The 12,845-nt window shown below is 70.0% G+C and carries 11 protein-coding genes, 1 rRNA gene, 1 pseudogene, 1 riboswitch and 1 other annotated feature (1 of these 15 cut by a window edge); of the genes and pseudogenes, 12 read left to right on the plus strand and 1 reads right to left on the minus strand.

What is annotated here, in order from left to right; translation table 11 throughout:
• Window positions 1-229: a sequence feature (23S ribosomal RNA rRNA prediction is too short), on the plus strand (it extends 1,042 nt beyond the left edge of the window).
• A 73-nt stretch (window positions 230-302) separates the two neighbouring features.
• The 11 genes and pseudogenes from rrf to EAO70_RS25530 all read left to right on the plus strand — a co-directional run.
• A 5S ribosomal RNA gene (gene rrf, locus EAO70_RS25480) occupies window positions 303-419 on the plus strand.
• Between the two features lie 149 nt (window positions 420-568).
• Complete coding sequence (locus EAO70_RS25485; RefSeq protein WP_148005072.1) at window positions 569-1,177, plus strand: CDP-alcohol phosphatidyltransferase family protein; 609 nt, start codon at window positions 569-571, stop codon at window positions 1,175-1,177.
• A 116-nt stretch (window positions 1,178-1,293) separates the two neighbouring features.
• The gene (locus EAO70_RS25490; protein WP_148005073.1) at window positions 1,294-3,789 is read left to right on the plus strand and encodes a mannose-1-phosphate guanyltransferase; all 2,496 of its coding nucleotides are present in this window, start codon (window positions 1,294-1,296) and stop codon (window positions 3,787-3,789) included.
• A gap of 101 nt (window positions 3,790-3,890) precedes the next feature.
• On the plus strand, window positions 3,891-4,820 hold the full coding sequence (locus EAO70_RS25495) for a DUF881 domain-containing protein (protein WP_148005074.1): 930 nt from the start codon (window positions 3,891-3,893) through the stop codon (window positions 4,818-4,820).
• A complete protein-coding gene (locus tag EAO70_RS25500; RefSeq protein WP_015032176.1) occupies window positions 4,817-5,149 on the plus strand; it encodes a small basic family protein in 333 nt (110 codons plus the stop codon). The genes EAO70_RS25495 and EAO70_RS25500 overlap by 4 nt, the downstream gene beginning before the upstream one ends.
• Before the next feature lie 290 nt (window positions 5,150-5,439).
• Entirely contained in the window at window positions 5,440-6,258 is an 819-nt protein-coding gene (locus EAO70_RS25505) for a DUF881 domain-containing protein (protein WP_261993022.1), read from the plus strand.
• Window positions 6,259-6,318: 60 nt separating this feature from the next.
• The gene (locus EAO70_RS25510) at window positions 6,319-7,281 is read left to right on the plus strand and encodes an FHA domain-containing protein (RefSeq protein ID WP_187284039.1); all 963 of its coding nucleotides are present in this window, start codon (window positions 6,319-6,321) and stop codon (window positions 7,279-7,281) included.
• A 29-nt stretch (window positions 7,282-7,310) separates the two neighbouring features.
• A complete protein-coding gene (locus EAO70_RS25515) occupies window positions 7,311-8,060 on the plus strand; it encodes a MerR family transcriptional regulator (protein ID WP_148005076.1) in 750 nt (249 codons plus the stop codon).
• Between the two features lie 122 nt (window positions 8,061-8,182).
• Window positions 8,183-8,656 carry a bifunctional nuclease family protein gene (locus EAO70_RS25520; protein WP_015032172.1) on the plus strand — a complete coding sequence of 158 codons (474 nt, stop codon included), beginning with the start codon at window positions 8,183-8,185 and terminating at the stop codon, window positions 8,654-8,656.
• A gap of 192 nt (window positions 8,657-8,848) precedes the next feature.
• Window positions 8,849-9,493: a MerR family transcriptional regulator gene (locus EAO70_RS25525; RefSeq protein WP_187284015.1), complete on the plus strand. Its 645-nt coding sequence runs from the start codon at window positions 8,849-8,851 to the stop codon at window positions 9,491-9,493.
• 174 nt (window positions 9,494-9,667) lie between these two features.
• Window positions 9,668-10,672 (plus strand): annotated as a pseudogene (locus tag EAO70_RS25530) (DNA polymerase IV); the annotation flags it as partial.
• Window positions 10,673-10,758: 86 nt separating this feature from the next.
• Here the strand turns inward: EAO70_RS25530 and EAO70_RS25535 are convergent.
• Entirely contained in the window at window positions 10,759-11,124 is a 366-nt protein-coding gene (locus tag EAO70_RS25535) for a PRC-barrel domain-containing protein (protein WP_148005078.1), read from the minus strand.
• A gap of 113 nt (window positions 11,125-11,237) precedes the next feature.
• Window positions 11,238-11,337, plus strand: a riboswitch (glycine riboswitch).
• Window positions 11,338-11,514: 177 nt separating this feature from the next.
• On the opposite strand from EAO70_RS25535, the gene gcvPA reads away from it, so the two are divergent.
• A partial coding sequence (gene gcvPA, locus EAO70_RS25540; RefSeq protein WP_148005354.1) for an aminomethyl-transferring glycine dehydrogenase subunit GcvPA occupies window positions 11,515-12,845 on the plus strand: 1,331 nt, incomplete at its 3' end.

Here is a 12,845-nt window from a genome sequence, read left to right on the forward strand (position 1 = left end):
CGGACGAACCTCTGGTGTGCCAGTTGTCCTGCCAAGGGCATGGCTGGTTGGCTACGTTCGGGAGGGATAACCGCTGAAAGCATCTAAGCGGGAAGCCTGCTTCGAGATGAGTATTCCCACCTCCTTGAGAGGGTAAGGCTCCCAGTAGACGACTGGGTTGATAGGCCGGATGTGGAAGCCCAGTAATGGGTGGAGCTGACCGGTACTAATAGGCCGAGGGCTTGTCCTCAGTTGCTCGCGTCCACTGTGTTAGTTCTGAAGCAATGAACTCCCTTTGCCGGTCGAGTTCAACTTCATAGWGTTTCGGTGGTCATAGCGTTAGGGAAACGCCCGGTTACATTCCGAACCCGGAAGCTAAGCCTTTCAGCGCCGATGGTACTGCAGGGGGGACCCTGTGGGAGAGTAGGACGCCGCCGAACAATCTTYAGCCTCAACCCCCGGACCATGTCCGGGGGTTGAGGCATTTTTGCGTTCAGGGCCGGCCCGGCGCCCCCTGTGCACCCGGGTGTGGTCGCTGAGGGTAAGGTCAGGGGGCATCGTCCGTACGTTCCCAGCAGGAGGCCCCCGGGTGGAGGTCCAGGAGACTCGCGTTCAGACCGACCGGGTCCTCACCATCCCCAACATTCTCAGCATGGCTCGCCTCGCCGGCGTGCCGCTGTTTCTGTGGTTGATTCTCCGTCCGGAGTTCGGTGGCCCCAACAGCGACGGCTGGGCGCTTCTCGTCCTGATGCTCAGCGGCGTCAGCGACTATCTCGACGGCAAACTGGCTCGTCGCTGGAACCAGATCAGCAACCTCGGCCGGCTGCTCGATCCCGCCGCGGACCGGCTGTACATCCTGTCCACGCTCGTGGGTCTCACCTGGCGCGAGATCCTGCCGTGGTGGCTGACCGCCGCACTCCTGGCACGCGAGGCGATGCTGCTGGTGATGGTCGGAATCCTTCGCCGGCACGGGTACCCGCCGCCGCAGGTGAACTTCCTCGGCAAAGCTGCGACATTCAACCTCATGTACGCCTTCCCGCTGTTGCTTCTCAGTGACGGAACGGGCTGGCTTTCGTCACTCGCTGAAGTTTTCGGGTGGGCCTTCGCCGGATGGGGTACAACTCTGTATTGGTGGGCAGGGATCCTCTATGTGGTCCAGGTCCGTCGCATCGTGAAGGCGGATACCGAGGCCGATTGAGCCCGTCCGTCCAGTGCCGAGCAGCGTCGCCGGCAACATCGAGGACGTCCCAGGGCGACCGAGTGGACAGGCGAAGTCGGCAGGACCGTCGTCTCTTCAAGGAGGACGCTTCCGACATGAAGGCCGTTGTGATGGCCGGTGGCGAGGGAACACGCCTTCGCCCTATGACCTCGAGCATGCCCAAGCCTCTGTTGCCGGTGGTGAACCGGCCGATCATGGAGCACGTCCTACGACTGCTCAAGAGGCACGGTCTCAACGAGACCGTCGTGACCGTGCAGTTTCTCGCCTCCCTCGTCCGGAACTACTTCGGCGACGGTGAGGAACTCGGTATGGAGCTCACGTATGCCAACGAGGAGAAGCCACTCGGTACAGCGGGCAGTGTGAAGAACGCCGAGGAGGCGCTGAAGGACGACACCTTCCTCGTCATCTCCGGTGACGCGCTCACCGATTTCGACCTCTCCGACCTCATCGCGTTCCACAAGGAGAAGGGCGGCCTCGTCACGGTCTGCCTGACCCGGGTGCCGAACCCGCTGGAGTTCGGCATCACGATCGTCGACGAAGAAGGCAAGGTCGAGCGTTTCCTGGAGAAGCCGACCTGGGGCCAGGTCTTCTCGGACACCGTGAACACGGGCATCTACGTGATGGAGCCCGAGGTCTTCGACTACGTCCAGGCAGACACCTCGGTCGACTGGTCGGGTGACGTCTTCCCGCAGCTGATGAAGGAGGGCAAGCCGATCTACGGCTATGTCGCCGAGGGCTACTGGGAGGACGTGGGCACCCACGAAAGCTATGTGAAGGCCCAGGCCGACGTCCTGGAGGGCAAGGTCCAGGTCGACATCGACGGCTTCGAGATCTCCCCGGGCGTATGGGTCGCCGAGGGCGCCGAAGTGCACCACGACGCCGTGCTGCGAGGGCCCCTCTACATCGGCGACTACGCCAAGGTGGAGGCCGGCGCCGAGATCCGCGAGCACACGGTCGTCGGCTCCAACGTCGTCGTGAAGAGCGGGGCCTTCCTCCACAAGGCCGTCGTCCACGACAACGTCTACGTCGGGCAGCAGAGCAATCTGCGCGGCTGTGTGATCGGCAAGAACACCGACATCATGCGGGCGGCCCGGATCGAGGACGGAGCCGTCATCGGGGACGAGTGCCTGATCGGTGAGGAATCGATCGTCCAGGGCAACGTCCGCGTCTACCCGTTCAAGACGATCGAGGCCGGCGCCTTCGTCAACACCTCGGTCATCTGGGAGTCCCGCGGCCAGGCCCACCTCTTCGGGGCCCGCGGCGTCTCCGGCATCCTCAACGTCGAGATCACCCCCGAACTGGCCGTCCGGCTCGCGGGGGCGTACGCCACGACCCTGAAGAAGGGCTCGACCGTCACCACGGCCCGTGACCACTCCCGGGGCGCACGCGCACTCAAACGAGCCGTGATCTCGGCCCTGCAGGCCAGCGCCATCGACGTACGGGACCTGGAGAACGTACCGCTGCCGGTGGCACGGCAGCAGACCGCCCGGGGCAGCGCCGGCGGCATCATGATCCGGACCTCTCCCGGCGTCCCCGACTCCGTCGACATCATGTTCTTCGACGAACGCGGTGCCGACCTGTCGCAGGGCGGGCAGCGCAAGCTCGACCGGGTGTTCGCGCGGCAGGAGTACCGGCGCGCGTTCCCCGGCGAGATCGGCGACCTCTCCTTCCCGGCGAGCGTCTTCGACTCGTACACCGGCTCCCTGCTGCGGAACGTCGACACCTCCGGGATCGCCGAGGCCGGACTGAAGGTCGTCGTGGACGCGTCCAACGGCAGCGCCGGACTCGTCCTGCCCAGCCTCCTCGGCCGGCTCCAGGTCGACTCGCTGACGATCAACCCCGGACTCGACGAGTCGAGACCCACGGAGTCGGCCGAGAGCCGGCGTGCCGGACTCGTACGCCTCGGGGAGATCGTGGCCTCGGCGCGTGCCGCGTTCGGCGTGCGGTTCGACCCCGTCGGCGAGCGGCTCTCGCTCGTGGACGAGCGGGGCCGGATCATCGAGGACGACCGGGCCCTGCTCGTGATGCTGGACCTGGTGGCCGCCGAGCGGCGCTCGGGACGGGTCGCCCTGCCGGTCACCACCACCCGGATCGCCGAGCAGGTCGCCGCGTACCACGGCACGCAGGTGGAGTGGACCACCACCTCGCCGGACGACCTCACCCGGGTCGGCCGCGAGGAGTCGACGATCTTCGGTGGCGACGGGCGCGGCGGGTTCGTCGTGCCCGAGTTCAGCAGCGTCTTCGACGGGGCCGCCGCGTTCGTGCGGCTCATCGGCCTCGTCGCCCGGACGCAGCTCACGCTCAGCCAGATCGACGCGCGTATTCCGCGGGCGCACGTCCTCAAGCGGGACATCGCGACGCCGTGGGCCGTGAAGGGGCTCGTGATGCGCCGGGTCGTGGAGGCGGCCGGCAGCCGCTCCGTCGACACCACCGACGGTGTGCGGGTGGTCGAGGCCGACGGGCGATGGGTGATGGTGCTGCCCGACCCCGCCGAGGCCGTCACTCATCTGTGGGCCGAGGGACCCGACGACGCCTCCGCCCAGGCCCTGCTCGACGAGTGGGCCGCCGTGGTCGACAGCGCAGGTAGCTGACCCGATCGGGCCGGTCGGCGGGGAGCGCCCCTCGGGCGCGTCCCCGCCGGCCGGGAGGGGCCATTCGGCGGTAGGCCGTGCGACGTGCGACGATGTGCGGCATGTCGCAGCAGCCCCCCGTTCGGAGCACCGGATCACCACCGCCGCGTCCGGACGCGTCGATGTCGCTGCTGAACAACGTGATGGACCACGCGCTGGACGACGGCTACGCGGAGGCGACCGCCCGGCGGGCCGCCGAGGGCGGCGGTCTGCCCCGCAGCCTGCGGGCCAAGCTGGGCGTCGCCGCGGGCCTGCTGCTCGCCGCGGCCGTCGTGACCGTCGGCGCCGCCGAGGCGCGGATCTCCGCGCCGGTCGTCGCCAAGGAGCGGCAGGACCTGATCGACCGTATCGAGGACGAGACCTCCTCGGCCGATCAGCTGGAGAAGGACGTCGAGCGGATCCGGACCGAGGTCGGCGAGCGGCAGCGGCAGGCCCTCCAGCAGCCGGGCGGCGGCCCGGCCGAGCTCGCGGGTCTGCTCTCGGGTGCGACGCCCGTGCACGGTCCGGGTGTGAAGCTGGTCGTCAACGACGCCAAGGACACCGAGAGCGGGGGAGGCGGCCCGCGGGAGAGCAGCGGCTTCGCCGACACGGGCCGGGTACGCGACCGGGACATGCAGCGGATCATCAACGGGCTCTGGGAGTCCGGCGCCGAGGCCGTCGCCATCAACGGCCAGCGGCTCACCTCGCTGTCCGCCATCCGGGCCGCGGGCGACGCCATACTGGTCGACAACAGGCCGCTGGTGCCGCCCTACACCATCCTCGCGATCGGGGACGGACAGCGGCTGAGCACCGCGTTCCAGGACAGCGCCGACGGGCAGTACTTGCACGCGCTCGTCGAGAACTTCGGGATCAGGAGCGGGATCACGGCCGAGGGCGACGTCAGCCTGCCGGCCGCACCGAGCCTGACCGTACGTACCGCAGAGCCGAGGGGGGCCGGGACGGCGAAGCCGTCCGGTCGGGCCACGGCCGACACAGGGAAGGGCACATCGTGATCGCCGTACTGGGCCTGATCGTCGGAGTCGTGGTCGGACTGTTGGTCCGCCCCGAAGTCCCGGCGGTGGTCGAGCCCTATCTCCCGATCGCCGTGGTCGCCGCCCTCGACGCGGTCTTCGGCGGTCTCAGGGCCATGCTCGACGGGATCTTCGTCGACAAGGTCTTCGTGGTCTCTTTCCTGTCGAACGTGGTCGTGGCCGCGCTGATCGTCTTCCTCGGCGACAAGCTGGGCGTGGGTGCGCAGCTGTCGACCGGTGTCGTCGTCGTGCTCGGCATCCGGATCTTCTCCAACGCGGCCGCCATCCGGCGGCACGTCTTCCGGGCGTGAGGCCGATGAACGAGTACCCCCCGAACCCCGAGAACCCTGAGAACCCGGGGAATCCCGGGAACGCGCAGACCCCTGGGAACGCGCGGAATCCCGGGAACGCGGAGAACCCCGCGTATCCCGCCAGCACCGGGAACGCCGGAAACGCAGGGAACAACCCTGCCGGGAGCCCGCAGCGGCCCGAGGTGCCCCGGCACCCCCAGGGCGCGCCGCCGCAACCCGGGTTCGGCCTCGGGAAGCCTGACGGCACCGGGACGCCTCCGCCGGAGGCCGGCGAAGCCGCCCGTGGCGCTGTGCCAGGGGAGCCCGAGCCGCCCGGGGACTCCGTCCACGACACCAGCGCCGACCACGACGTACGGGTGGCGGTGCCGCCCGTCGACCCCGGCGCCGAGCCCAGCGGGCGCCGGCGGCTCGGCTCCGCGCTGTGGCCGCCCCGGGTGACCCGGGCCCAGCTGATCGTCGCGCTGCTGCTGTTCGTCCTCGGTCTCGGTCTGGCCATCCAGGTCTCCTCCACCAGCGAGAACAGCGCCCTGCGCGGGGCTCGCCAGGAGGACCTGGTGCGGATCCTCGACGAGCTCGACGACCGCACCCAGCGCCTGGAGGACGAGAAGGCCCGCCTGGAGAAGCAGCGCACCGAGCTGGAGTCGAGCTCCGACCAGGCCGAGGAGGCGCGCAGGCAGACCCAGGAGAGGGAGCAGCAGCTCGGCATCCTGGCCGGTACGGTCGCGGCCCAGGGCCCCGGCATCACGCTCACCGTCGGCGACCCGAGCGGGGCCGTCGAGTCCGACATGCTGCTCGACGCCATCCAGGAGCTGCGCGCGGCGGGCGCCGAGGCCATCCAGGTCAACGGCGTGCGGGTGGTAGCGGACAGTTATTTCACCGGTGGCGGCGATGACATGCGGATCGATGGAACGAAGGTGACCGCTCCGTACGTCTTCAAGGTCATCGGCAAGCCGGAGGATCTCGAGCCCGCGCTCAACATTCCCGGCGGTGTCGTGCAGACCCTGGAGAAGGAGCAGGCCACGGCCACGGTGGAGCGGTCGGCGAAGATCGTCGTCGACGCCTTGCGACCGGCGAAGCGGCCTGACTACGCTCAGTCGTCCTCGCAGTGAGAGGGAGACACAGGGGGTCCCGCGACATGGGCACGACGTTGCGGGGGGTCGGCGCACCACATCGGTGGTGCGTGGTGGAAACTGTCGGGGGGATACGGACGTTGTGAAGGTGTCCGGGTCGGCAGGTGTGAGGAATCTCGGTTCGTCCTGCCCCACGGGCGGGTCTGTTTCGGTCAAGGGGAATCGCCCGTGAGTTTTTTTGCGAAGTTGTTCGGCAAGAGCGGACGCGAGGACGGCGGTAACGCCAAGCACCGCGCGTCGCGCCACGCCCAGAGCGAGGAGCAGGGTGGCGAGCGCCCGCTGTTCCGCGACGAGGTCGGTGGTCAGGGCGGTGAGGCTCCCGGCGCGTACGGCGCGTCGTCTGTTGACCCCGCCGGGGCCGCCCGCATAGGTTTCGGAGAACCATCAACCTCAAGTACGGGTGGAGGGTTTGCCCCCGATCCGTACGCGACACAGACCTCGGCGGGGCAGCCGCGGCAGGAGGATGCGTCCATGCCGGTGTGTACGAGGTGCGGCCACCGCAACGCGGCCGACAGCCGGTTCTGCTCCCACTGCGGCACGCCGCTGCGGGGTGGAGTCGCACCCGAGCGGGCTTCCGAGACGACGTCCACGATCTCCATCTCGGGCCTGGAGGCCTACGACGCGGAGGTCACCGGTCAGACGCAGCTGCCCTCGCTCTCTCCCGAGGCGCTGGCGGCCGTCGAGGCCCTGCCGCTCGGTTCCGCGCTCCTCGTGGTGCGTCGGGGGCCGAACTCCGGCAGCCGGTTCCTGCTCGACGGTGAGCTGACGACGGCCGGACGCCACCCGCAGAGCGACATCTTCCTGGACGACTTCACGGTCTCCCGTCGCCACGTCGAGTTCCGGCGGGGCCAGGACGGCAGCTTCACCGTCTCCGACGTCGGCAGCCTCAACGGCACCTACGTCAACCGCGAGCCGATCGACTCGGTCGTTCTGTCGAACGGCGACGAGGTGCAGATCGGCAAGTACCGCCTGGTCTTCTACTCGAGCCAGCGGGGCGTGTAGCGCCTCGGAGAAGCCTTCAGGGAAGGTCCATGCTGCGAACACCGACGGGCGGTGCCGGGTTCGGCACCGCCGCGGGCGACCGGCTGGTCAGCATCGGCACGGTGCTGACCCAGCTGCGCGACGAATTTCCCGAAGTGACCATCTCCAAGATCCGGTTCCTGGAGGCCGAGGGGCTCGTGGAGCCCCGGCGTACGGCCTCCGGGTACCGGAAGTTCAGCCCGCAGGACGTCGAGCGGCTCGCTCAGATCCTGCGGATGCAGCGGGACCACTATCTTCCGCTGAAGGTCATCCGCGAGCACCTCGACGCCCTCGCCCGGGGTGAGCAGGTCAAACTCCCGGCTCCCGGCCGGCGGCGCGATCTGGTCGATCCGGCCGAGGGGGCCTGGGAGCAGGATGCCGAGTCCCCGACCGCGGCGCGGATCGGGCGGGCGGAACTGCTCGCGGCCGCCGAGGTCGCCGAGGCGGAACTCCTCGAGTGGGAGTCGTACGGCCTGATCTCCGAGACGGACGGCGGCGGCTACGACCCCGAGGCCGTGACCGTCGCGCGGCTGATCGCGGATCTGGGCCGCTTCGGCCTCGAACCCCGGCACCTGCGGTCCGTCAAGGCCGCCGCCGACCGTGAGGCGGGGCTGATCGAGCAGGTCGTCGCGCCGCTGCGCCGGCATCGCAACCCGCAGACCAGGGCCCATGCCGAGGCCACCGCGCAGGAGCTCGCCGCACAGTCGGTGCGGCTGCATGCCGCACTGGTGCGGAGCGCGCTGGGGATCCGGTCGCAGTGACCCCGCGAGGCCTTTCCGAAGCGTGATCCCTGCCGGTTCGTGCCGTGCTCGCGGCGGGTTCCCGCCGTGCTCGGGAGGGGCCCGACTATCCAAACCGGTCGGGCACGTCCTAGGGTTGCTGTGTGAACGAGCTCGACGTTGTGGGTGTCCGGGTGGAAATGCCCTCCAACCAGCCGATCGTGCTCCTGCGTGAAGTGGGAGGCGATCGGTACCTCCCCATCTGGATCGGACCGGGTGAGGCGACCGCGATCGCCTTCGCCCAGCAGGGGATGGCCCCGCCGCGGCCGCTGACGCACGACCTGTTCAAGGACGTGCTGGAGGCCGTGGGACAGGAACTCACCGAAGTCCGCATCACGGATCTGCGTGACGGGGTCTTCTACGCCGAACTGGTCTTCGCCAGCGGCGTCGAGGTGAGTGCGCGGCCTTCGGACGCGATAGCACTGGCCCTGCGGACCGGAACGCCGATCTACGGCAGTGACGGTGTGCTGGACGACGCCGGTATCGCGATTCCGGACGAGCAGGAGGACGAGGTGGAGAAGTTCCGCGAGTTCCTCGACCAGATCTCACCGGAGGATTTCGGGACCAACAGCCAGTGAGTCGTAGCGGCGCGGCCCCGGGCCGTTCGCGGGGCGGCGTCAGCGCATTCGGATAGCCGTTCCCCGGCGAGAGGGTTCGGAAACCACCCTCAGGGTGATTATCACTCGGCGTGCCGAGTGTGGCGATCGTTGACGCACCCCGAGTGACTGCCTACCTTCGTGTGGGCAGGTCAAGGACGGAGGGTCGGCGTGATGAGCAGCGCGGACGGTACGGCAGGGAGCTCGCTCGGACGTGTGTCCGGGGAGAGCGGCCCGTACCCGCTTCACAGCAGTGTCGGCGACTTCGGTACGGGGACCGGTGGGGGCGCCGCGGATTCCTCCGGCGGACCGGACGAGGCGGGCGAGAGGGTCGGCTACCGCGGCCCCACGGCCTGCGCCGCGGCCGGGATCACCTATCGCCAGCTGGACTACTGGGCGCGTACCGGCCTCGTGGAACCGAGCGTACGGCCGGCGTACGGCTCGGGGACCCAGCGGCTCTACAGTTTCCGCGACGTCGTCGTGCTGAAGATCGTCAAGCGCTTCCTGGACACCGGGGTCGCCCTCCAGAACATCCGGGCGGCCGTGCAGCACCTGCGGGCGCGGGGCTTTCGCGATCTGGAGCGGATGACGCTCATGAGCGACGGCGCCACCGTCCACGAGTGCTCCTCGCCGGACGAGGTCGTCGACCTGCTCCAGGGCGGGCAGGGCGTCTTCGGCATCGCCGTCGGCGTGGTCTGGAGGGACGTCGAGGCGGCGCTCTCGCAGCTGCACGGGGAGCGGGTCGACACGGGCGAGACGCTCGTGGGGCACAACCCGGGGGACGAACTGGCGCGGAGGCGGCGGGACAGGGCGGTCTGAGGGCTGCGAGGGCTTTCCCCGGCCCTGGGGGCTCGCGGGGCGTCTGTGGTGCATTTCTTTGGCCTTGGTGGGCTAGTGGGGCCTTTCCGGGTCCGGGGTGCCTTCCTCTGGTCTTACGGGGCCGGCGGGGCGTTTCCGGGCCCGTTGTCAGTGGGGTGAGGCAGCATCGGAGCTGTGAGACCCGCGCCCACCATCCTCCATCTCGACATGGACGCCTTCTTCGCCGCCGCCGAGCAGGCGTCGAAGCCCAGCCTGCGCGGAAAGCCCGTGGTCGTCGGCGGCCTGGGGCCGCGGGGCGTGGTGGCCACCGCCTCGTACGAGGCGCGCCGCTTCGGCGTCCACTCGGCCATGCCCATGGGCCAGGCGCGGCGGCTCGCGCCGAACGCGGCCTACCTCGTCCCGCGCTTCTCCTTCTACCGGTCGATCAGCGAGCAGGTCATGGAGCTGCTGGGCCGGCTCTCGCCGCTCGTGGAGCCGCTCAGCCTCGACGAGGCCTTCGTGGACCTGGAGGCCGGGGGCGCGGCCCACGACAGCGCGAGCGCACGCAGGGCCGGTGAGCGGCTGCGGGAGGACATCCTCGCCACGACGGGGCTCACGGGGTCCGTGGGGCTCGCCGGAGCCAAGATGATCGCGAAGATCGCCTCCGAGGAGGCCAAGCCCGACGGTCTCGTCCTGATCGAACCCGGGACCGAGCGGGCGCTCCTGGCGCCCCGGTCGGTGCGGATCCTGCCCGGGGTGGGGCCGGCGACCGGGGAGCACCTCCGGCGGGCCGGGATGACCACGGTCTCCGACCTGGCGGAGGCGGGCGAGGACGAGCTCGTACGGTTGCTCGGGCGGGCGCACGGGACCTCGCTGTACCGGATGGCCCAGGGGTTCGACGACCGGCCCGTGGTGGCCGAGCGGGACGCCAAGTCGGTCTCCGTCGAGGACACCTTCGACATCGACCTGCACGACCGGGTGCGGATCAGGGGCGAGGTCGAGCGGCTCGCGGAGCGGTGCGTGGGCAGGCTCCGGGCCTCCGGCCACTCCGGGCGGACCATCGTCCTGAAGGTGCGGCGCTTCGACTTCTCCACGCTGACCCGGTCCGAGACGCTCCGGGGGCCCACGGACGATCCCGGGGTGGTGCGGGAGGCCGCGGGGCGGCTCCTGGAGGCGGTGGACACCACCGGGGGGTTCAGGGGCCGCCTTACCTGGAGCGGCAGCGTGGTCCGCCGCCGCTCTTCTGTCTGTCCCGCAGCCGTTGGCCGTCGGTGTGCGCGACGGCGCTACTGGCCCGCCAGCCGGCCGAAGTCGGTGTCCGGGCTGTCCGTCGGCGGCGGGGGAAGCGCGAGGCTGTAGTGGCGGTAGAGCTGCAGCTCCTGCTCCGGGGAGAGGTGGCGGCCCACGCCGAAGTCGGGGGCGTCCTTGATGAGGGCCCGCTCGTAGGGGATGTGGAGGCCGTTGTCGATCAGCTCGCTCGGTTCGAGCGGGACGAAGGCGTCCCGGCTGAACAGGCCCGTACGGACGGCGGCCCATTCCGGGATGCCGGTCGCGTCGTCCAGGTACACCTCGTCCACGGTTCCGATCTTGTGTCCGTCCCGGTCGTACGCCTTGCGGCCGATCAGGCTGCGCGGATCGATATCGGTCTGCACGGTCCCTCCAACAGGTCGCAACTGCTCTCCACCCCTACGAAAGTGCACAACTGGGATGTCGGCCACTTGAGCGATGGAAGCCGGAACCTCGCTGGTAGGCTGGGTGTGGCTGGCGACCCCGTGCGGGAGAGTCCCCCGGAGCAGACTTCCGGTGGGCGCCGAAGGAGCAAATCCTCCCCGGAATCTCTCAGGCCCCTGTACCGCGCGGACGAGGTCACTCTGGAAAGCAGAGCGGTGTCCCACGACATGCGCTCTCACCGACGGTGAAAGCCGGCGTGCCGTGAGGCGGGCCGGTGAAACTCTCAGGTTGAGATGACAGAGGGGGAGGCCGTCCGGGTACCCGCGCCGCGGTGCCCCTCGCAGGTCGTGACGACCAGGAGGCCTCCGTACATGACCGCCAACCGCATTTCGCTCTCCGAGCTCGAACAGGGCATCCCGTTCGAGCAGCGGCACATCGGGCCCGACGCCGAGGCGCGCGCCAAGATGCTCGCCCAGGTCGGTTACGGCTCGCTCGACGAGCTCACGGCCGCCGCGGTGCCGGACGTCATCAAGAACACCGAGGCGCTGGCCCTGCCGGCCGCGCGCACGGAGGCCGAGGTGCTCGCCGAGCTGCGGACGCTCGCCGACCGCAACCAGGTCCTCGCGCCCATGATCGGCCTCGGCTACTACGGCACCTTCACGCCGCCGGTGATCCTCCGGAACGTGATGGAGAACCCCGCCTGGTACACGGCGTACACCCCGTACCAGCCGGAGATCTCCCAGGGTCGCCTCGAAGCCCTGCTGAACTTCCAGACCGTCGTCGCCGACCTGACCGGGCTGCCCACCTCCGGCGCCTCCCTGCTCGACGAGGGCACCGCCGCCGCCGAGGCCATGGCGCTCGCCCGGCGCGTCGGCAAGGTCAAGAACGGCGTCTTCCTCATCGACGCGGACGCCCTGCCGCAGACGATCGCCGTCATCGAGACCCGCGCCGAGCCGACCGGCGTCGAGGTCGTCGTGGCCGACCTCAGCGACGGCATCCCGGCCGAGGTCGCCGAGCGCGGCGTCTTCGGCGTGCTGCTCCAGTACCCCGGGGCCTCCGGCGCCGTCCGCGACATCAAGCCGCTGATCGACGCCGCCCACGAGCTCGGCGCGATCGTCACCGTCGCCGCCGACCTCCTCGCGCTCACCCTCCTCACCTCGCCCGGTGAGCTCGGCGCCGACATCGCCGTCGGCACCACCCAGCGCTTCGGCGTCCCGATGGGCTTCGGCGGTCCGCACGCCGGCTACATGGCCGTCCAGGGCAAGCACGCGCGCTCGCTGCCCGGCCGCCTCGTGGGCGTCTCCGTCGACGCCGACGGCAACCGCGCCTACCGCCTGGCCCTGCAGACCCGCGAGCAGCACATCCGTCGCGAGAAGGCCACCAGCAACATCTGCACCGCGCAGGTGCTGCTCGCCGTCATGGCCGGCATGTACGCCGTCTACCACGGCCCCGAGGGCCTTCAGGGCATCGCGCGCCGCACCCACCGGTACGCCGCGATCCTCGCCGCCGGCCTCACCGCGGGCGGCGTGGAGCTCACCCAGGGCGCCTTCTTCGACACCCTCACCGCCCGTGTGCCCGGCAAGGCCGACGCGGTCGTCGCCGCGGCCCGCGAGGCCGGTGTGAACCTCTACCGCGTCGACGCCGACCACGTCTCCATGTCCTGTGACGAGACCACCGGCCGCGCCCAGCTCACCGCCGTGTG

Source organism: Streptomyces sp. adm13(2018) (genome assembly GCF_008042145.1).
In the GTDB taxonomy this organism is placed as follows: Bacteria; Actinomycetota; Actinomycetes; order Streptomycetales; family Streptomycetaceae; genus Streptomyces.

Bases quoted from the DNA above. Each gene is read 5' to 3' on its own strand.
- EAO70_RS25490 (WP_148005073.1), top strand. From the start codon at position 1,294: ATGAAGGCCGTTGTGATGGCCGGTGGCGAGGGAACACGCCTTCGCCCT.
- EAO70_RS25495 (WP_148005074.1), top strand. From the start codon at position 3,891: ATGTCGCAGCAGCCCCCCGTTCGGAGCACCGGATCACCACCGCCGCGT.
- EAO70_RS25515 (WP_148005076.1), top strand. From the start codon at position 7,311: ATGCTGCGAACACCGACGGGCGGTGCCGGGTTCGGCACCGCCGCGGGC.
- EAO70_RS25525 (WP_187284015.1), top strand. From the start codon at position 8,849: ATGAGCAGCGCGGACGGTACGGCAGGGAGCTCGCTCGGACGTGTGTCC.